This window comes from Bacillus sp. FSL L8-0099 (assembly GCF_038006385.1).
Classification (GTDB): Bacteria; Bacillota; Bacilli; order Bacillales; family Bacillaceae_G; genus Bacillus_A; species Bacillus_A toyonensis.
Window position 1 is genome coordinate 3,061,986 of sequence record NZ_JBBOVC010000001.1, and the last position, 21,426, is coordinate 3,083,411.

The 21,426-nt window shown below is 31.9% G+C and carries 12 protein-coding genes and 1 pseudogene; 2 read left to right on the top strand and 11 right to left on the bottom strand.

What is annotated here, in order from left to right; genetic code table 11:
• Positions 1-409: 409 nt before the first annotated feature.
• The 5 genes from MHH42_RS15520 to MHH42_RS15540 all read right to left on the bottom strand — a co-directional run bounded on the left by MHH42_RS15520 (position 410) and on the right by MHH42_RS15540 (position 7,743).
• Positions 410-3,544 (bottom strand): AAA family ATPase, encoded by a 3,135-nt coding sequence (locus tag MHH42_RS15520; protein WP_340893553.1) that lies wholly within the window; start codon positions 3,542-3,544, stop codon positions 410-412.
• Positions 3,537-4,124: an ABC-three component system middle component 1 gene (locus tag MHH42_RS15525; RefSeq protein ID WP_340893554.1), complete on the bottom strand. Its 588-nt coding sequence runs from the start codon at positions 4,122-4,124 to the stop codon at positions 3,537-3,539. Before MHH42_RS15525 ends, MHH42_RS15520 begins: the two co-directional genes overlap by 8 nt.
• A complete protein-coding gene (locus tag MHH42_RS15530; protein ID WP_340894747.1) occupies positions 4,108-5,478 on the bottom strand; it encodes an ABC-three component system protein in 1,371 nt (456 codons plus the stop codon). The genes MHH42_RS15525 and MHH42_RS15530 overlap by 17 nt, the downstream gene beginning before the upstream one ends.
• Positions 5,479-5,487: 9 nt before the next feature.
• Positions 5,488-6,561: a ComEC/Rec2 family competence protein gene (locus tag MHH42_RS15535; RefSeq protein WP_340893556.1), complete on the bottom strand. Its 1,074-nt coding sequence runs from the start codon at positions 6,559-6,561 to the stop codon at positions 5,488-5,490.
• Positions 6,562-7,317: 756 nt separating this feature from the next.
• Positions 7,318-7,743 (bottom strand): DUF6037 family protein, encoded by a 426-nt coding sequence (locus tag MHH42_RS15540; RefSeq protein ID WP_340893557.1) that lies wholly within the window; start codon positions 7,741-7,743, stop codon positions 7,318-7,320.
• A 605-nt stretch (positions 7,744-8,348) separates the two neighbouring features.
• Between MHH42_RS15540 and MHH42_RS15545 the strand changes: the two genes are divergently transcribed.
• Positions 8,349-9,779, top strand: a complete 1,431-nt coding sequence (locus MHH42_RS15545; RefSeq protein WP_199692109.1) for an IS4 family transposase — start codon at positions 8,349-8,351, stop codon at positions 9,777-9,779.
• 230 nt (positions 9,780-10,009) lie between these two features.
• Positions 10,010-11,440 carry an IS4 family transposase gene (locus tag MHH42_RS15550; protein ID WP_340893558.1) on the top strand — a complete coding sequence of 477 codons (1,431 nt, stop codon included), beginning with the start codon at positions 10,010-10,012 and terminating at the stop codon, positions 11,438-11,440.
• Positions 11,441-12,288: 848 nt separating this feature from the next.
• Here the strand turns inward: MHH42_RS15550 and MHH42_RS15555 are convergent.
• The 6 genes and pseudogenes from MHH42_RS15555 to MHH42_RS15580 all read right to left on the bottom strand — a co-directional run bounded on the left by MHH42_RS15555 (position 12,289) and on the right by MHH42_RS15580 (position 21,303).
• Positions 12,289-12,803 (bottom strand): annotated as a pseudogene (locus MHH42_RS15555) (hypothetical protein).
• Between the two features lie 252 nt (positions 12,804-13,055).
• Positions 13,056-16,778 (bottom strand): hypothetical protein, encoded by a 3,723-nt coding sequence (locus MHH42_RS15560; protein ID WP_340893559.1) that lies wholly within the window; start codon positions 16,776-16,778, stop codon positions 13,056-13,058.
• 398 nt (positions 16,779-17,176) lie between these two features.
• Positions 17,177-18,121: a hypothetical protein gene (locus MHH42_RS15565; protein WP_340893560.1), complete on the bottom strand. Its 945-nt coding sequence runs from the start codon at positions 18,119-18,121 to the stop codon at positions 17,177-17,179.
• A 13-nt stretch (positions 18,122-18,134) separates the two neighbouring features.
• Entirely contained in the window at positions 18,135-19,013 is an 879-nt protein-coding gene (locus MHH42_RS15570; protein ID WP_340893562.1) for a hypothetical protein, read from the bottom strand.
• Complete coding sequence (locus MHH42_RS15575; protein WP_340893564.1) at positions 19,010-19,780, bottom strand: hypothetical protein; 771 nt, start codon at positions 19,778-19,780, stop codon at positions 19,010-19,012. Before MHH42_RS15575 ends, MHH42_RS15570 begins: the two co-directional genes overlap by 4 nt.
• Positions 19,781-19,809: 29 nt before the next feature.
• Entirely contained in the window at positions 19,810-21,303 is a 1,494-nt protein-coding gene (locus MHH42_RS15580; RefSeq protein WP_340893565.1) for a hypothetical protein, read from the bottom strand.
• Between the last annotated feature and the right edge of the window lie 123 nt (positions 21,304-21,426).

The window sequence follows — 21,426 nt, forward strand, 5'->3', positions numbered from 1 at the left end:
ACTAGTTAAGAGGTCAGATTGAAATTAAAGAACGTTATTATCATTTATTGCAAATCACTTCAGATAGGTTGTTTTAAAAAAATTAAAATAGTCTTACTACACTCAATGTGTAAGTAAGACTATTTTTTTCTAAATGAAAATTAAACATCTTTATTATTACCATATGACTAAATAATTCATATTTTGAAGTACTTTATAGGCAAAAATATCTTTATTTTTCTTTTGATCCTACATATACTTACTTAATAATCTATCTCCATTGCAATTAACTATTTATTATACAAGTAGAATCTATCTTCTATTTAAGATATCAAATAAAAGTGAGATGCTTATATTCTTAAAATAAACATCCCACCCTAATAAAACTACCTTTAAAATTTCAACTCTACATAAAAAAATATTCTACGCTTTATTGATGAACTATACTTCCTCTCTTATTCAAAGTTACATATTTTACAGGAAAATATTCCGAATCAATTTTTTTCTGTAATAACTTAAAGAATCTCTCATCATGAGTGGATAAAATAATTTGTTTATTTAAACTAAAGCAAATGATTCTCAATAAATCAATAAATGACAAAATATTAAGTCCGTCTAAATGTTGTATAGGATCATCCATTAATATTGTATTAAATTCCTGTGAATTCTCAATTGCACTTGCTAAAAATATACTAAGAGACAGTATATTGACTTGAGCAGAGCTTAAATATAAAATAGGCGCCTCAATGTTCTCTGGTTTTTTATGATCCTTACACATAATATTTAACCCTAAACTATCTTTTACAGATTCATCTAGTTTAAATATTATATCTGTCATTTTAGGATGTGGATCAATCATTTGGAATATTTTATTAACGCTTTTTAAATTAAACACTTGCTCAATCTTTTCTTTTATATAAAAATGTGATTCATCCTTTAAAACTGTCAATTCTTCTATAATAGTTTTAAAGTAATCTAATTTATCCTTTAATAACTTATACTCTTTTTGCTTATCTCGCTTCATGCTATTAGTTAAATATGGACTTAATATATTTATAATCTCTAAGAGCAATTCAGCCTTCTTACTTAACCTTTCTATTCGACCTTTCAAATAATATACTTCTTGCTCTAGAATCTCTTCTCTAATTTTCTCATGTCCAAAATATTTAATAAACCTCTCAATGTATAAATCAATTCCATCCTGTACCTTTTGACCTTCTTCCTGGATGTTTTTTATATCATTTTTGACATCTGCAAGTTTCAAATCTCCTACCTTATTTTTATAATTATCAATTTCCATGTTTACATGTTTTAATTCAATGTTACTTTCTTCAAGTTCTATTTTTAATTTTGAATATTCGCTTTTTATATCTTTAAGTTCTTTGACACCCAGTTCACTACTTACATTTACATATGTGGTATATAAGTGATTGTTTAATAATTTTTGCATCAATACTTTATTTTGTTTCAACAGTTCATCATTGATTTTCAATTGATGTTGTGTTTCTTTTACTTGTCCCTCTATTAATATGCACTCTTTTTGGGTTACATCAATATCTTCTTGTAAATTCTTTTTATGTTCTCTATGAACATTGTATAAGTTATTTATCTCTGTTTCTTTATTACTAATTTGTAACTTTTCAAGTACTATTTTTTGTTGTTTTATATCTTTTTCAATTTCATTTAATTTCTGCATTGCATTATAATAGGATAACTCATCAGTTTTTATTTGAGAATTCATTTCAATTAAAATGTCATCCAAAATTCGAATTTCATTATTTATGCTAGCTACAAAGCAATCATATATCTCTTCTGCCTCAAACAGTAAAATTGCCTTTTCTTTTTTTAGACTATTAACTTCATTTATTAAATTATTTATTTCCATTAACTCTTCACTATTTTGATTAACCCTTTCTAAAAGAATATCAAAATCCTTATAGGTGTTATTACATAAAGGACACACATTGTTTTTGGAAGTATTCAATATATCAACAGCCATTTTTTTCATTTTGCTAATATCGTTTCCAATTTTTTTAGCCACTTCAATTTTAATTTCATGGTTTACTATTTTATTACTTAACCCATCTATCTCAGTATGAATTTGCACTAAGCGCATGTAACTATCTTGCACTTTATTAGATAGAGTATAACTAATATTATTTTTTATTAATGCTGTCAATTCCCTTTGCAAAATTTCTATGTACTTCTTTTTCTCTAATTCATAGTTAAGCACTAACTCTTTTTTATCGTTTATTTTAAATTCAAGTTTTTGGGCTTCTTTAGTAACTTCCTCTTTTTGTTGCGCTGAACTAATTTTTTCTTTCAGAAAATCTAGGTCAGTCATATTTTCTATGCTTACTTTTAAATTCCGCTGTTTTTCAACTAGCAAATTATTTTTTTTAAATAATTCTTCTTCGATTTTAATTAGATTCGTACCTGTACTTTCTCTGTCCATAAGTAACTTATTTTCACTTTTTTCTAAACTACTCTTTTCTTTTCCTAAATCCGATAGTATTTTAAAATTATCCATTAAAACTGAAATATCTGTTATCTTTCTCTCTAAATCTTTTTGCTTTACTACTTTTCTTTGTTTTTCCTCTTCTTTCTTTGTTAATGTCTTTAAATTATTTTCATCAATAATTGCCTTTTTTAATTCTAGCTCATAAATATTTTTTATATATTCATTTGGCTGTCGATAATTCTTGGAATAATTGTTAAATAAGTACTGTATTATATTAAGGTTATTTTTCACCTCACCTAAAGAACCATCTGTCTGCGTTTTTATTTTTATACATTCGCTTAGAATATTTTCCAATACCCCATCACTTTCCACAGCAATTAAATATATTCCTTTTTCATCTGTATTAGTAAATGAATCATTTATTTCAGAAATTCTAGTATTTATTCTGTTAAGTACCTCTCGATCAATCTTTAATTTCTCTAAATCTTTCACAATACTGTCATATTTTTCTTTAACTTCCTTCTTCTGAATTTCCAATTCATTTAAGATAATAATTAAATTTTTAAACACTCCTGTATCATCATTAACATCCCAAAATATTTTTAAAGCTTCATATCTTTCCCTAGAAGTCTGAAATCTTAAAAATTTATCTACCTGATCATGAGTTAAAATATTCTTTTGAATAGCTTTTGCAATTTTATTATCTTTTAATGTTTTAATTTGAGAAGTTATAGAGATTTCATTACCTGCTGCATAATCCGTTTTACGATTGCCTTTTATTTCTTTAGTTGCAATTTTAATTCTTTCTTGGTCTGAAAATTTTATTTCAATTACTCCTACTGAAGCATTACTATACTTATTTTTTAGTATATGTCCTTTTTCCATGTCAGCTATTTCTTTTACGCGATGATTTTCCGAAATTCTTTTTATTTCTCCTGATATCGCCCATTCTACGGCATCAAAAAAAGAAGTTTTTCCTGAACCATTTGGTGCATATAACACAATAAGATTTGCTACTTGTCCATCAACACTCATATCAAATGTTTCTTTTTCCTTATAAGCCCGGAATGCCTCAATTTCTATTCTTTCTATTTTTCTACTCATCCATTTTCATCTCCAAATATTTTTTTATAGCCTTTACTTTTTTTTGATTAAATTCTTTTTTATTAGTCCCCTCAATTTCTTTTATCTCTGTAATTAAATCCATCAATAAAAGGTCTTTTCTCGAAATAATGTCTTGCACAGCATTGGTACCTTGATCTTGGACTTTTTCTTCAGGAGATAAGTCCAAGAAAAATAATTTATTAAAAATTATTTTTTCGATTTCACTATTAGATAATTCTTTAGATATATTATCAAAAACAATTTTCCGTGTAGCATATTTATTTTGCTCAATTAAATTTTTTAATTCTTCCGATATTATTTCTTTTGCAAAGAAGAATATATATATATTCCACTTTTCAATATCTAACATCAATTTTCTTTGGAAATCATAGGCAATGATATCATTTAAAATTCTAAAATCATTTTTTAACTCTTCCTCCAAATCATAGTAACAGGTAAAAATATAAAATTTATATTTCCCTTGATCATCAATATATTGAAAACACTTTACTTTATCATATTGACTTTCTCCATCTAAACTTAAAATCTCTTTTATATCTTCTTTAATTATCAATTTCAATTTTTTCGACCTCTTCCTCTGACTCCATAATATCCTCATAAACTTTAAATACATCTATCAAACAATCTATAAATTTCGTCTCTATCTCTACTGGCCTTCTTTTACATGCCATGAATTGTATTAATTCTGTTTCTAATTTTTCAAAAATATAATCTATATGAATAACATTTATTTCTTTGTATTCAGTATCCGATAAAATATCGATTCCTTGATCAAACATTACATCATCTATTTGTAAAACCATGTTCTGAATAACATCTTGGGTAGGTGCTAGAGGTCCTTTAATTGCTTCACCGTTCACAAATATTAAGTCATTATTTTGTATATCTTTGTAAGCTCCGGAATATAATTCCCTTACAAACGTAGCCATTCTTTTTGCCTCAGAATAATAAAATCTCTTATTTGCTTTACTACCCTCCTCTAAAAATATATGTTGATTTATATTATCAGCATTCAAAATTGTATTTTTGTATAAACATATATACAAAATAACCCTTAACCACCCTTCCCATAATTTAACATTCGTAAGATTTCCATTTGGGTTATATGGTATAAATAATTTTTCGTTCAATTTTTTAGATATAAATAATGGATCTATGTTTATTATTTTTTCTCTAAAATGCTTTCTAATTATCCTCTTAACGTCATCATCTTGTTCATCTAAAACTTCTTTTAAATATATTTCGAATTGACTCAATTCATACGGTATTAATTCACATAAATTTTGCTCTTTCAAAAAATTATTAACTATATCAATTCCTATGGCTTGTAATTTCCCATGAATTCCCTTTGATCCTCTTAGCCTTACTAATAAGCCAATTAAGTAAAAATTCGTTTGATCATAAAAGTAAATTCCGGAACCTGAGAATCCTACAGTATTATCCTTTGCATCCCCTTCACCATCATCTAAATGACCATGTATATTCTGTAGAGTCAAATAACCGTCATCCAACAATTCTACAATTTTCACTTTCATTGGTTCCCCTGGATTTTTATCATTACTAAGATATTTTGGAAAACCAAAATATGTACACTCCATATCAGACCGTGGAGTTAAGGTTTTAATACTTTGATAATTTTTCAATGTACGTACTTTTATAACTGCAAAATCTAAACCACATTCCTGTGGTATATTTATTGCTATGACTTCTAATTTCTCATTATTACAATCAAATATTTTTATTTCTGCATACTCTTCCTTACTAAACTCTCTTTTATTTTGATCATCTATTAAACAATGCTGAGCGGTTAGTATATATTTAATCCCCTCTTCGCCGTTACAAAATTCATATATACAGCCACTTCCCTTAGCTTGTCCTAATCCTTCAATTCTTACTCCTAACTGTCTAAACACTTCCAAAAACTACACCTCCAGAAAATCGTCTGTATTGTTCCCTAAATTTACACATTCAAAATTGTATTTAATCATTTCTTCCTGACAAAACATAGATTCAAAGATTTGAGGGTAATTAAAGTAAATAGATGTTTTAGATGCGCTATGATTAAAACTTGAAACAATAATTCTCGCTAAGGCTTCCTTAGTCGGGAAACCATGTGTTTTTCCATTAGTACTCACTATATACCTTTTACATTTTATAAAATTAAACAATTCATCATTTGTGTTAAATTTACTACCATGATGTGCTATTTTAATTAAATCAAAATTTCTGTCCTTTTCATCCGGATATAATTTACAAATATTCCGTAATACCACTGAAGGAAACGAATCTGCTAACATCAGCAATTTTTTCTTCTGATATTCAATTGAAACAACAATACTGCTCCCATTAGCAATATCCCTATCCTCTTTGAATCTATTTTTCATTAAATTTCCAATAGACTCTTTATAGTCTCTAGAATCATTATCAGAAACGTTTTCTCCATCAATAATTTCACTTGGAAATTCTTTTTCCCAATCTTTATGTAGCCTATTTAATGCATTCTCTTCTGGAGATAAAACCTTGATAACAGCTCCCCCTATTTCTAATTTCTCACCTGCTGTTATCAATTTAAAGCTCGTAAGATTTAGATTATGAAGTAATTTCCCAAAAGAAATCCCTTGTTTGTAGCTAATATTTCCATTACTTTTATCTTCAATTAATAATCTCTCATCTTGTTTTTCTTCTCCATCAAAAAAACTTGTTAGATTTTCCTTAGAATTAAACCATACTTGTTTAAAAATACTTTTATCAACTTTATCATCTTCAAACAATTTTAAAATCCCTTGTATATGATCTTCGTCAATATGCGTTACAATTAATAAGTCAACACTTTGATTTTTTCCTTGTATAAAATGCAATTCTTCTTTTAACCTTTTTAACACAGGTTTTCTTCTTCCACCATCAATAATAATATTTTTTATATCTTCGCCTTCCCCAAAAGTTATAATAAAACAATCTCCATCATGTGCCGGTAAAGACTTAATCTTCATACTCATTGAATCACCTTCTAATCACTCTATTTGTATTTCTTATCAAAATTCCTAATATGAATTCAATTAACTTTAAATTTCATAAAAAAAAAATTAAAGCACCTTTTCTTCTTTTTATTTTCCAAGTGAAAATCACAAATTATTTTCTATTAGTTCTAATTTAGCATTAAACATCTTGTCATTTTTTTAACCTTTAGTTAAATCCATCTGTTCACCTTTCTTATGTCAAAAAAATTACCTTATACCTACAATCTCTTCTTTCTCTTTATATACATTTCTCTACTATCAATTAGTGTATGAATCACTGTTGTATAATCAATTTTTTGTGGTAATAAAAAAACAAATTATATGCAGCAATATTACAGATATTGCTGCTTCCTTAATCAAAAAACATGAAGCTACACAAGGGAAAATATCCCTCCCTTAATATACAAATTCATTACCTCAGCTTATGTTGAAGAAAAATTAAAATGTGGAGTAGCTTTATGTGACTAGCTCTTTAACTCATTTTTTAGTCAATTTTTTTTTATTTTGGCACTTTGACATTACTGTTTGTGGAAAATTAGATATAACAATCCTAATTTCAAGCTATTTATTCATAAAAATAAACCAATATTCAAATTTTCACTGGTTTATTTATCCTATTTAATTATTAATTTTACAATCCCCACAATGAAAGAACAATAACCTATCTGTAAACAATGTAAAAATATATAAGTTATATAGCTCTTTGCAGTAGTTTAACTCCTTCATAGGCAACCTTTAAAATAAATTTTTATTTCTTACTGCCCACCTTTTAAGTATTTCTTCGTCTGTACGTAATCTCTTAAAATCTTCAGAAAATCGAAAACTAATTGTAGTATCATTCAATTTACTATATAAATTTGACCTTAACATTACTGCTTTTTGGTTATTTTCAGGACTTCTCTGTCCTGGACTACCATCTTTTTTATTTCTATTTTTCTGAACTTCAAAATAGTAGATACCTGGAGACGATTGTGAATCTGATCTATTCAAGTAATCTGTAATAGAATTTTTTAATAGATCTTCTTTGTTAATGATTAATCCATTGGGAATACACGTAGAAAAGTATTGTGCAAATTCCTCACGAAGATTATATAGATTTTCTTTGTACTCAATCCCCAAAAACACCTTAAAGGCCGTAATATTTAGAAAATTAAATTCCACTTACCTGCAGCATAATTAAGACTTTCGGTATTTTCCCCTTTTTTTAGTTCATCCCTAATTATCACTAATTTTTTAAACCTACACATAATATCCCCTCCTATATTATTCAACGTTTCAATAGGTATATCATAAAACATACAAGTGAACTATACGTTTAATTTTGTTTATATAAGAAGCAAACGTTTCTATCAATATAGAATTCAGAATTACTTAAACGAAAGAATGAACTATTACAAAGGGAACGTAAACAAGCAAAAAGTACACCTGATACACAGGAAATTTATGATCAACTACAATTAGTTTTAGTTGGTGGGGATTCATAAAAAAAATAATGAAGAAATTAGCTTTTTTATGCTTAGTAATGAATTTCTATGTTCTTGTTGTAAAGGGACATTAAAGTTATTTAATTTCTAATAAAGTCTTTTTAATAATACTAAGATGTTTAATTCTTATTGAACTATGATACAGGTTAGAAAAGTAATAACATTATTAGTAGTATTAGGGGTATCACCACACATCCATCAACTTAAAGATTTAGACTATTTTTGAAGTTAAAAGCACGTTACTATTTTCTTATGTTAATGAGAAAGGGTGACGTGCTTTTTATGAATATGCACCAAAAACAAGAGTTATCTTTATTTGCCGAGGAGCTATATCGATATATGTCTCCCGCTACACTTAATCAACTAGCTATAGAAGCAGGCGGGATGAAACGAAAACGCAAGTGCCACGGGCACCATTTCTTATCTTTGTGTGTATGGTTAAATCAACAAATCGCTACTACCTCTCTTACTCAACTTTGTAGTCAATTAGAAACTTCAACAGGAATTTTATTAAGTCCGGAGGGACTTAATCGACGATTTAATTCGGCTTCAGTAGCCTTCTTTCGCACTGTATTTACTACACTTCTACAAGCTAAAATTGGAGGAGTATCTAAGATTTCTCATTCTCTTTCTTCTTATTTTGAACGGATTCTCGTCCTTGATTCTACAACCTTCCAAGTTCCAGATCGATTCGCAACTACTTATCCTGGTGCCGGAGGATGTAGTCATACAGCTGGTGTGAAAATTCAACTAGAGTATGACTTGTTGAGTGGAAAATTTTCTGATGTGGAAATTGAACCAGGAAAACGAAGTGATCAGGCATATAGTGCGACTCGAACAGGCATGGCACAAAAGAATGAACTATATATTCGTGACTTAGGATATTTTCGTCTACAAGATTTTAAGTCTATTCAAGATAAGCAAGGATATTATTTATCACGTCTTAAGTTACCAACTAAAATATATAGAAAAGAATTCGAAACAGTCGTATTTAAAACAAAACCCGCTCAATTGAGACCGGTATATATACAAATTCATTTGGAAGACATCATGAAACAATTACAACCTGGCCAAGTGTATGAATTACATGATGTATATGTGGGGAGTAAAGACAAACTGCCTACTCGCATTGTGGTTTATAGATGTACCGAGGAGCAAAAACAGAAACGCCTACGTGATCGAGCTATTCGCGAAAAGAAAAAAGGAATTACATATACAGAGCGTACAAAACTTTTACAAGGCATTACGGTATATATGACAAACATTCCTACGGAATGGGTACCAAAAGAGAAAATTTATGATCTATATTCACTGCGTTGGCAAATTGAACTGTTATTTAAAATATGGAAATCTTGGTTTCAAATTCATCGTTGTAAATCTATTAAACAAGAACGCTTAGAATGTCACCTTTATGGGCAACTCATTAGTATTCTATTATGTTCTTCTACTATGTTTAAAATGCGAGAACTCCTGTTACGTAAGAAACAGAAAGAGCTAAGTGAATATAAAGCGATGTACATAATTAAGGATTATTTTTTACTTTTTTACCAAGCATTACACAAAAACACCCAAGAATTATCAAAGGTTCTCCTTCGTCTGTTTAACCTCCTACAGCACAACGGACGAAAATCTCATCGATATGAGAAAAAGACAGTCTTTGATATTTTGGGTGTTGTATATGAGTATACCACTTCTACTCATCAGGTAGCATAGTAAAAAAATTGAAGCCCGTCAGGGTTTATTTGATATGCCAACTTTTATAAAATCCAGAAAAGATTATAAAAAACTCTATGGAAAGAACACATTTTGTGTAAAAACATACCTTAAGTTGATGGATGTGGGGTATCACCACACATCCATCAACTTAAGGATTTAGACTATTTTTGAAGTTAAAAGCACGTTACTATTTTCTTATGTTAATGAGAAAGGGTGACGTGCTTTTTATGAATATGCATCAAAAACAAGAGTTATCTTTATTTGCCGAAGAGCTATATCGATATATGTCTCCCGCTACACTTAATCAATTAGCTATAGAAGCAGGCGGAATGAAACGAAAACGCAAGTGCCACGGGCACCATTTCTTATCTTTGTGTGTATGGTTAAATCAACAAATCGCTACTACCTCTCTTACTCAACTTTGTAGTCAATTAGAAACTTCAACAGGAATTTTATTAAGTCCGGAGGGACTTAATCGACGATTTAATTCGGCTTCAGTAGCCTTCTTTCGCACTGTATTTACTACACTTCTACAAGCTAAAATTGGAGGAGTATCTAAGATTTCTCATTCTCTTTCTTCTTATTTTGAACGGATTCTCGTCCTTGATTCTACAACCTTCCAAGTTCCAGATCGATTCGCAACTACTTATCCTGGTGCCGGAGGATGTAGTCATACAGCTGGTGTGAAAATTCAACTAGAGTATGACTTGTTGAGTGGAAAATTTTCTGATGTGGAAATTGAACCAGGAAAACGAAGTGATCAGGCATATAGTGCGACTCGAACAGGCATGGCACAAAAGAATGAACTATATATTCGTGACTTAGGATATTTTCGTCTACAAGACTTTAAGTCTATTCAAGATAAGCAAGGATATTATTTATCACGTCTAAAGTTACCAACTAAAATATATAGAAAAGAATTTGAAACAGTAGTATTTAAAACAAAACCCGCTCAATTAAAACCCGTATATATACAAATTCATTTGGAAGACATCATGAAACAATTGCAGCCTGGCCAAGTGTATGAATTACATGATGTATATGTAGGGAGTAAAGACAAACTGCCTACTCGAATTGTAGTTTATAGATGTACCGAGGAGCAAAAACAGAAACGCCTACGTGATCGAGCTATTCGCGAAAAGAAAAAAGGAATTACATATACAGAGCGTACAAAACTTTTACAAGGTATTACGGTATATATGACAAACATTCCTACGGAATGGGTACCAAAAGAGAAAATTTATGATCTATATTCACTGCGTTGGCAAATTGAGCTGTTATTTAAAATATGGAAATCTTGGTTTCAAATTCATCATTGTAAATCTATTAAACAAGAACGATTAGAATGTCACCTTTATGGGCAACTCATTAGTATTCTATTATGTTCTTCTACTATGTTTAAAATGCGAGAACTCCTGTTACGTAAGAAACAGAAAGAGCTAAGTGAATATAAAGCGATGTACATAATTAAGGATTATTTTTTACTTTTTTACCAAGCATTACACAAAAACACCCAAGAATTATCAAAGGTTCTCCTTCGTCTGTTTAACCTCCTACAGCACAACGGACGAAAATCTCATCGATATGAGAAAAAGACAGTCTTTGATATTTTGGGTGTTGTTTATGAGTATACCACTTCTACTCATCAGGTAGCATAGTAAAAAAATTGAAGCCCGTCAGGGTTTATTTGATATGCCTACTTTTATAAAATCTATAAAAGATAATAAAAAACTATATGGAAAGACCGCATTTTGTATACAAATATACCTTAAGTTGATGGATGTGGGGTATCACCACATCGCTATCAAGCTAAGTGTATCAAGAAGGTATATGCGAGTGTATTTTTTTGAAATTTCTACGACTACACTAAAAATGTGCATAACAAATGAACCTACCAAAAAGAATCCATTTTGACAAGAGATTGATTAAAGTAGGAACCTGCTTTTTGGTGCTTAAAGAGGAACTGACTACCGTTTAATAAGTAAAAATTTTACTGAGAAGTTTTTTGCTTAAGCAATATGGGAATACTTAGGTATTGAAGATTCAAAAAATAAATCTTTAATAAGTGTATGGCAGTACATGAAAAGAAGCGTATAGTTAAATATCCATTCGGGTGCATTTATTTTGTAATAAAAAAAGCCCTGGATAGGGCTATATGACTTTCTTCATTCCGCATTGACGACATTCGACATTCTCGCAAAAAGATGAAATCTTTAACAGAACTTTTAAATGAGGTATTACCACAATTATTAAAGCGATCGCTAATTTTATCAGAGAACTCTATGTATGTGTATATCTTGCTTAGGTCATATTCTTGTTTAGGATCTTTATTTTCCATTGTCTCACCTACATATCAATCTGAATTAATACAGCTTACCTATAATAACATGAGGTGTTCACATAGTGGACACTTTTTATTTTGTAAGAGAAAAAGCGTTGCAACTTTTTTATAAACGGTTAATCTTTATTTTAAATCCACACGATAAGAAAAAATAATCTATGATTATTAAAGTGGCCCACCTTCAAAACCAATAGGCCATCCATTGTCTTTAAATTTTACTTTATACTGAAACTCAAAGATACCTTCATAAATAAATGCTAAACTAAAACCTGGAAATATATAATCGTCAAAATTAACCACCTTTCCAAAACATATTGTGGATAGATAGTAGTTCTTCATTTCTTGATTAGGTAAGAATTCATGTGAATATTTTAATGCACATCTTATATGAAGATGGAGTTCATCGAATATTTTTCTGCCATGTCGATAAACTCAACATTGGGGTTTTCATTGTTTCCTTGAATAATAATATCTACATCTTCCCATTCTCCGATATTAATACTATAAAACCACCGTGATTGAATAAGATACTTCTCATTTTCGTATACAGTAGGATTAACTAGGTTTAATTTTTTCACCTCATCATTAGTTAGTGGTTTATCAAGAATAAGCTTTTTATGCAAAATATCTTTGATATTAGAGACAATATATTTAGATTTATTTAATTCTAAAGAATCCATTTTCCACCTCATAAATTATAAAATAAAGTAAATACACGTGATTTCTCCCACCATCTTCATACAATGTACAGCGTGTAATTCCAACAATTCTGAATCTTTTTGTACAAACATCCCCTTCAAGTATAGTGTAACATTTCACATTAAGAATGTAGTCTTTTTTACACTGTCTACTTAAAGGGGCTAATACTACAGTTTAGTTCATCTGCGAAAGTACAATTTCATAAAAGACTTGTTATTGTTTTGAATGAAGTATTAGAAACTTTTGAAAACGAGCTCATATTGATTTGTTGGAACTTTGAGGGTATAGGATTGTTCCTCTTCATTCCTATGAACAATTTCTTTTCTCGTTTCATAGCTATGAATCATCTTGAGTGCTACCGTTTTATCTATTCCAGCCTCAACACCCAACTTTTTCATCAATTCATCTACGGCATCGTTAGTGGTCTTAGCTTTGAAAGAAACATCAGCTGTGCGTTGCGTTAAATTTAGGTTAATCACAGTATGGTTCTTCTCAACTTTATAGGTTGTACCATGTGTAATGATGTTGATTGGTGGGAGACTAATGTCCCACTCGACGAGCTTTGCATACTCGTGACGAAAGACTCTAGCATCGAGCATCGGCTCTGGGTTAGAGAAAGTAATCTTTTTTTGATAATACCCTCCTACTACTTTTTCTACTTTAATCACATCTTTTTCACTTATGACATCGTGGACATAAACATCGAATAGCCCTGGGATTTGTTGTCCATCATACCCCTCGGCCTTGAATACAATAACTTTATCTTTCGTCGAATTATCTATAATTTTTTGTGCTCCATTTGCTCTTATCTCTTTGCTTTGCTTTGGAAAATAAGTGGCTACTTCAGATTGGCTTTTTGCTGCTTCAGCCTTAGCTTTCATAGCGTTAGCTTCGGCTATTTGGGCATCAGCTTCTACTTTTGCAGCCTGAGCCTGTGCTGCGCGCTGAGCATCAGCTTCTACTTTTTTGCCTTCCACCTCCGCGGCGGCTTTATATATTCCAAGGTCGTAGTCTTTCTGCTGTTGGTCCTGTTTGTTCATATATTTTGTTTGAATCTCGCGCGCTTTATTAGCAGCTTCGGTAATCTCGATACTCTTGTCTGCTAGTTTTTTCAGAAGATCTGCGACTTCTTGACGTCCAGACATATCACGGAAAATATTAGGTGTTCCAAGAACATTCATCGCAGATGCAAGACCAGTCGGATCGGGAGCTGCCGCTGGGCTAACAATATTAATAAGAGACTGCGGGAATGGAGTGGATTGTAAATTTTGTTGCTGATTTTCAGGTTTCACACCTTGTATCGGTGCAATCTCTGGTGCAAGATGCGGAATCGGTGATTGTTGCCAATCCCAGAAACGAGTATTGTCAATTTCTTCAGATGCGTTACAGTGCCCAAGCTTAGCCTCAGCGAATACACCACGGGTTGGTAATGTAACAAGTCGCTCATTCGGTGAAAGCTTATCTAGCGGAATTTGGTCTAGCTGCTTGTTCACACTAGCATTTAATTTCGGATCGTTACAGGGATAAGCAACATAATCTCCTATAATTTCAATTGGTCGGTTCTCGATATGTTCGGCTGCTGAAGTTCCGTCTTGAAGCTTAATTCCTGCTAGATAATTAGCACGATCAATTGGGTCTTGTCCAAATAAAATCGCTCGACTATAGTATGCCTTATGATATTTTAGATGTTCGAAAAGCTTTGCTTTTTTGACTTCATCTTCCATCTCTCCGAGCGGTGGTGCTGGTGGGGGCGGTGGTGTCGGTGGCCTTTTAGTTGGAAACTTGAGCGTAGTGCTGTTCCCTAGAGTGAGATGACCACCCTCGTAACCCTGATCCACCAACTGAACTGGTAACGGGTTACCTTCTATGTCGATACCTGTTACTGTAATATGTTCAAACGCAATATCAATGCCATCTGATTGATTTTTTATTACTACATTTAGCTCTATTAGGTGAATATCCCCCCACTGTATTGTTCCATTTTGTACTCCCTGTGGCAAAAGACCAGTAAAAGAATTATCCGCATGCTTAAATGTAAAAAGGCCAGGTGGATTTATGGGCTTACCATCATTAAGCTTATCACCTGATGGCCATAGCGTCGCATAAATTTCGATACCCTTATTTTTGCTTTCATCTACAATTCCCCCTGTCTTCATTTTGAATTCGAAGAACCTTAAGGCCGGACCAGTCGCCTTCGGATTTACTAGAGGTGGCGGCGCAGTGGGGGATGGCTTATTCTTTATGTTTTCAACCTGTTTACGGTGCTCGATACGTTCCAAAGCATCAAAAGCATCCCCAAGTGATGAATCAAGCAACGCTGCTTGTAAGGATGCTCGATGTTCTCGAACATTCTTTTCTGGTTCAGCGTTCTCTTCGAACCAATCCGTTTTCATCTTTACGAGTAATGCGGGGCGACGACTCACGAATTCAGTAGCGATTCTGAAATGTCTTAGGATCTCGTAATAAAGAATAGTCAGCGCATGACTGTGGTTATAATTTACTATTGTCCGAGTTTCTATTGCTTCCTTCTCAGCCTGATTAGATTGAATTACGACAGTACTTTGCAATTCACGCTTAGCAGTACTTGCTTGCGCAATGTTATCATTAATGGACTGCATAGTGTTAGAAGCAATATCACGTGTTCCACTGCTGCGGGCTGTACTACCGCCTAACGAATTAGCAAGACCAACAGCCACTCCAGAAGCGAAACTTATACCAGCTGAACTTGAAATCCCTCCCATAAAGCTGCTACCTTTTTGAAACTCATGTATTGCAGCGCTAACAGTTTCACTAATAATTCTATCACGATGTTCATGGTGTACTATCTGTTCATCTACTGTAGTACGCTCCTTACGTTGTGCATCATCACGTCGTGTCCAGTCAATCACTGCTAAGTTGATAGATTCTCCTGGCGCCAGTGGTAAGCTATAAAGTATTTGCCCAAGTGAATGACCGAGCGGATACCAATTGTGACGAAATTCATGCATTACTCCAAGACGAACTTCTGAAGTTAACTGTGCGGTAAAGTCGTCTTCCGCGTCATCAATTAAGCTAATCACTTGATAAAATTGGTATTCATGAAGTGCGACATTAGCCGGTAGCAAGCTTTCGCAACCGTCATTCTCACCAAGGAGCGCAGTTGGATTTGCTGCAAAAGAAGACGGGGAGAGACGCCAATCAGTGAGGCTGGGGTTCTGCATAGATAAGAAGCCAACAGAACGTACTACTTGTGGTAATGGAAGTGGCAAATCAAGTTCAAGCTTCGTAAGAATGACATCTTCAGCAAATCGTCCCTGAACAAGTGCGTCGAAGCGCAAATCCTCTCGTCCTAAAGCATAAAACCATACGGACGTGTTGAGAATCGCGTTGGCATCCTGCTGACGACGATTAACGGCTTCGATAAGTGATTGATACACGTGACTTGGTAGACGTTTAAGATCGAAGGACAGGTATCCTGCATGATCGGTTGCTAGGGTACCGAGTGGATAGGTAGTCTTTATTGGCTCATTCCGACCTGGAATTAAGATTATTTCTAACCCAAAGCGGTCAGCATTTTTTCTTATTTCTTTTTCTACGGACTGTAGTAAATCCGAGGCGCTCAAATTTTTGAGTGAACTACTATGGGCGTCTTGAACCCCAGTAATTATTTTTTCAATCAGCTTCTTCAACATATTAAGGTCACTTCTTAGACGATCCCTAGCACTGGACGACAGAAGACGAGAAATAGCTTCTTGAATAGCTTTTATAATACGTTCCTTCGCAACTTGGTCAGTGTAAACAATTGGGTCAAGTGAATGTAGAGGACCTAAAATGAATTCAGCAAAACGGTCATCAATCTCAATTGGAACTTCTTGTACTGGAGTTGGTGAGACAACTTCGGCATAAAAAGGCACGCTGGCAATCGGTCCATTATTACTCCCAAGTACGAACAAGCTAAGATGTGTGGGTTTATACATGTGTCAACACCTCCGATATATGAATCAGTTTAAAACTGGTTTCTAACTAACAATATCCCCGTTTCTCTATACTCTCATTCTTACGTCTAATTACAAGAAAACTCTATCATTTTGAAATTTACTTAATATACATTTTTAACTATGAGTAAATATTTAATAAAAATGTTTTACACTAAACTTTTTGAAGACGATCACATTCGTATTGTTTTGGATAACTGTAAGCCCACATCGCCATCAAGATAAGTAAAGTAAAATTAATCAAAAAGATAAATAAAGACATGAAAGAAGGGTTGTTATGGAAATATAAATAATCATTTTACAATAATAACCACTTATTATCTGTTAAAAAGCTTTTCAACCGAAACTTATATTTAAATGAAAAAAAATATTTAATGCATTTATGATGATTTTATATCTACACCTAACATTAAGTCATGCCCTTCAACTCCAATAGAAATATTTTCTAAAGGTACTTTTATTAAAGTGAGCGGATGCTTTGGTTTTGACTTGTCGCAATCTTCTAATTCTTTAGGGTTATCTTTATCATCCTCTTCTTCAACTACAGTTGGGAATTTAAATAAATCTGCAGCAAACTTTTTATGATATATATAAAATTGATTTGTAATGAGCTTTTCTATTCCAAACTCATCAAGTATAAGACTTGTAATCCATTCCTGTAAATCATCACCAACGTCTAAGATATATAGTATAAATTCTTTCCAAGAGAAAAATTTCTTTACAAACAGATTAAGTATAGCTTCTGCAAATGAATCTCCAGAAACTCTTTTTAAAATTTCTTTTTTAAATTCTTCTACTATCACATCTTCTAAACCATGAAATAAGGTAAAATCAATATCAAACGGGAATGGATAACCAATTATTTGCCAATAATCTGGGGGTCCGGATTTACGTTCAGTATCTAATACAAAATCTGATGATATTTCTAGTCTATTTGGGAGAATAGATAGATCAATTCCGATACTTAAATCTCGAAGAATCCTTCCTTTTAGACAAACTTCTTTCCACTTTCGACACTTAAAAGGAGGCCAAAGATCCGCTTTAACACATATTTTAAAGCAAGGTCCAGGGATTTTTAGTTCACCTAATGAAAGCTTAAGAAAAGTTCCTGGTAAAAAAGTAGCCTGTGCCTCATTAATTCGAAATCGGCTTGGTTTACTTAATAATCCTATGCGACCTCCTTTTAACTTTACTCGCCCCTCTAATGTTACTCTCACTTTTCGTTCCTTTTTCTTTGGTTCAATTTTTGTAGTATATCCATTTTTAAAAATTTCATTATAAATTTCGCGTATTAAATCTTGTGATATTTTCGTTGTTAATTGCACGAGTTACGCCTCCTTAAACACCTATATCTATGTATATACATAAATGTTTATTCTTAACTTCAACGTGAACATTACTTAAGGGTATTTTAACTGCAGAAAGAGTATAGTCTGTATTGTTGCACCATTTTAGACTATTTATTTTCATAATTTGAAACGGATTTTCCAATTGATATGTAGCAATTAATTGATCCTTAAAATAGTCTAAAATAGAGCCTAATATAATATTACTTATTCCAAATTCATCAAGTAAAATCCTCTGTATCCATTCCTGTACATCATCAGGGATATCAAGGATAGTCCGAAGAAATTCACCAACATCCGTAACCATTTCAATAAGTCCTTTTTCAAATGTGGAATCGCCTGGAATTGTATCTCTAATCGATTGTGTTAATTTTTTTGTTATTAATTCACCGATAGTATCTGCAAAATCTATATCAATATCTGGTAAATCAGGTTGACCGGATATAACCCAATAATTTTTCGGGACTTTAACATTTCTTGCAGATAGTATTAAATCAAATGATACTTCAATTCTATTTAAGAGGGGGACTAAATCAACTTCGGTGACAATATCTCTCTTTGACTTAAATAGACATTCACCACCTAAGCATATTTTTTGAATGTCTAATACAAAAGTAGCAATAAGTTTTTCAAATACTACATCAAGTTCACGGATGCGAATTCGATTTGGTTCCACAAAATCTATTTCCCCGTTTTCTAACTTTACTTTTCCTTTTAAACTTGTAGTTAATGAGGATTTCCCAATACGATGTATATATGTATACTTGTTAGGATCTTTTACAGGATCAATAATAATTTCAAATTTGTCACGGATTGAACTAAATACTTCACGAAACAGCTTTTGGGAGGTATTTAGAGTTACATGGCTCATTTAATAACCTCCGCATCCCAAAAAATTTGCAATTCATTATTAATAATTTTAGGATCAAGTACTGGAATTAATTTAATTCCTCTAATTATAGGGATATTTTCTATGATGCTCTCTATTTTCGTTCTAGATGTGGATATTGCAAAATAAATATAAAGCTCAGCAGTTTTACTTATAACCTCAGGCTCAATTTTTATAATATCTACAGCATCAACTTTAGGAACCATGAATTTAGCGGTAGCTTTTTCACCTTCTTTTACTATTAAATCTTCTATTTTGAAATGTCCTGTTATTTGTGCATTAAGTTGAAAGCATTCAAGTCTATCGACTTCTATCAGTTCTATAATTTTTTCTCCTGTTGTAGGATCTTCGATTATTTTCTCTTGATTAAGTTTTTTTCTTATAAATGGATCTACCAGCGCTAAGTCTGGTAATCCGATTCCTATAAATAAGGTTATGTTTATTAAGAATTGATCTATATTCGTAGGCGCTGAATTTGATGGAAATAAATCAAATTCAAAGTCTTTTATTTGATAACAAAAATCAAGTTTAAAGTTTTCGAATACTAAAGGTTGAATACAAGTAATCCATGGCTGATCAGGAGGCAGGTCGATGTCTACTGTGGGTTGAAAACATAACAAGTCTGTCTTTCTATTAATCCGTTCTGTTCCAAAATTAAACATTGAGGGACGTTGCTTCATCATTTGTTTAATTAATCTGTTTAAACCTTCTTCATTTATAAATACGGACCCAGCGTTTGATATCGTCATTAAAATAATTCCTTTCTGAATTTCAATTTTTATTTTTCCGTAAATTCCTGATAACCCATTTCGTTCAGCCCATCTAGTACTAAGTAGTCAAGCCTCGGTGATTCTCTACCATTTGATGGCTCAATAGAAGGTTCCATCATCCATTTTTCAAATTTAGTAGAACCATAAGCAAATTTCCACCAGTAACGCTGAGGTTGAGATTTAAAGAGATATAACTGTTCTTGAATCACTTTAGTATTTCCTGAGAACCAAGCCCATAATCCATTTGAATTAGAGCTTCTGTGTAAGTATCTAAAAAATTCTTTTGAAAATTTATTGATTATAGGATACATTTTTGGCTTGGTCATACATTCACTAATAAAGGGCCAAACAGAATAACTTATAACATCAGCACCCATAATTTTTAGTAATTGTTGTGTTCCCAAAAATACTACAATTTCAATCCAATCCTCACAAAAAAAACATTCTTTTTTTAAATAACTAGAAATGAGCTCACGGTTTAAATCCGTTAATGGTAAGATAGAATCAACTGCATTCATGAAAATTTCAAATTTGGTGGAATTTATGTATTTATCAGAAATAATAAATTGATGAATCTCGTGAAGGATATATGTATGAAAAGATTTAGTAAGTGAGTCTCTCATTTCATCTGATATCTTAATAAGAGATTTTTTATTATTTTTTTGTTCTGCATAAATGGAGATATCATTTGTATTTAATGCAGAAAAAAGTGTATTACTTGCAACATTAGCTAAAAGTGGAGCAATATCGTTAATAATTATTTGTTTTAAATCTGACGGGATTTTATTTGTGAATATATCCCAATCATTCGTTTCTACCCCTAAGAGTGTAGCTACATTTTTTAGAGCATAAATTTCGTGGGGCATCAACATATATGATTCCGGACCCTTGTACATTATACGTCCTTCATTTTCACTAAAAATATTCTTATAATACAATTTTCCATTTATCGTTTCTGACTCAAATTCATTAGAAATATAGTTCGAATGAGTAAACCAATTGAATTGGGTTAAGTAATCAGCCCACTTGACAATTAAGTTATTGGCAAGATCTTTAACTTCCTTGTCACTATTAGGGTAAATGTATGCGATATATCCGGCCGTAATAATCGCTCCAAAGCTATCTTTTGTAAGGGGACTGCACCTAATTTTTTTCCCACTTGCATCATATTCTATTACATCTGGATGACGAATCGGATGTTCATTCCCTGAATTATCTTTATTCCCCCAACTATTATAAATAAGTGTTGTTAATAATTCTTTGAGTAGTCGATTCACATTGTTTATTTCCCATTGATCAAGGTGATTAAAACTCCCTGAAGATATGGCAATAGCAGCAATAGCTGTGTGCAGAGTAGATTCACCACGAGTAGTTGGTAGACCATTAATATAATCAACGATATATCCAGCTTTATCCCGAAATCCAGTTGTAGAGTTAGAACGTATGCTAAAAAGTTCCGTACGTGCTTGTTCAAGATAATCATCATAATAGGATGACTTCATTTTCCATTTTCCCCTCCATTTATGTCCTATTCGTAATATTAAGTATCATTTCATTTAATATAAAAATTATTCCTTTCTAGTTATTATTATTAACAAATTGGAATTATTTTCAAACCCGTTCTC

Bases quoted from the DNA above. Each gene is read 5' to 3' on its own strand.
- MHH42_RS15580 (WP_340893565.1), bottom strand. From the start codon at position 21,303: ATGAAGTCATCCTATTATGATGATTATCTTGAACAAGCACGTACGGAA.
- MHH42_RS15550 (WP_340893558.1), top strand. From the start codon at position 10,010: ATGAATATGCATCAAAAACAAGAGTTATCTTTATTTGCCGAAGAGCTA.
- MHH42_RS15575 (WP_340893564.1), bottom strand. From the start codon at position 19,780: ATGACGATATCAAACGCTGGGTCCGTATTTATAAATGAAGAAGGTTTA.
- MHH42_RS15545 (WP_199692109.1), top strand. From the start codon at position 8,349: ATGAATATGCACCAAAAACAAGAGTTATCTTTATTTGCCGAGGAGCTA.
- MHH42_RS15535 (WP_340893556.1), bottom strand. From the start codon at position 6,561: ATGAGTATGAAGATTAAGTCTTTACCGGCACATGATGGAGATTGTTTT.
- MHH42_RS15570 (WP_340893562.1), bottom strand. From the start codon at position 19,013: ATGAGCCATGTAACTCTAAATACCTCCCAAAAGCTGTTTCGTGAAGTA.
- MHH42_RS15520 (WP_340893553.1), bottom strand. From the start codon at position 3,544: ATGAGTAGAAAAATAGAAAGAATAGAAATTGAGGCATTCCGGGCTTAT.
- MHH42_RS15560 (WP_340893559.1), bottom strand. From the start codon at position 16,778: ATGTATAAACCCACACATCTTAGCTTGTTCGTACTTGGGAGTAATAAT.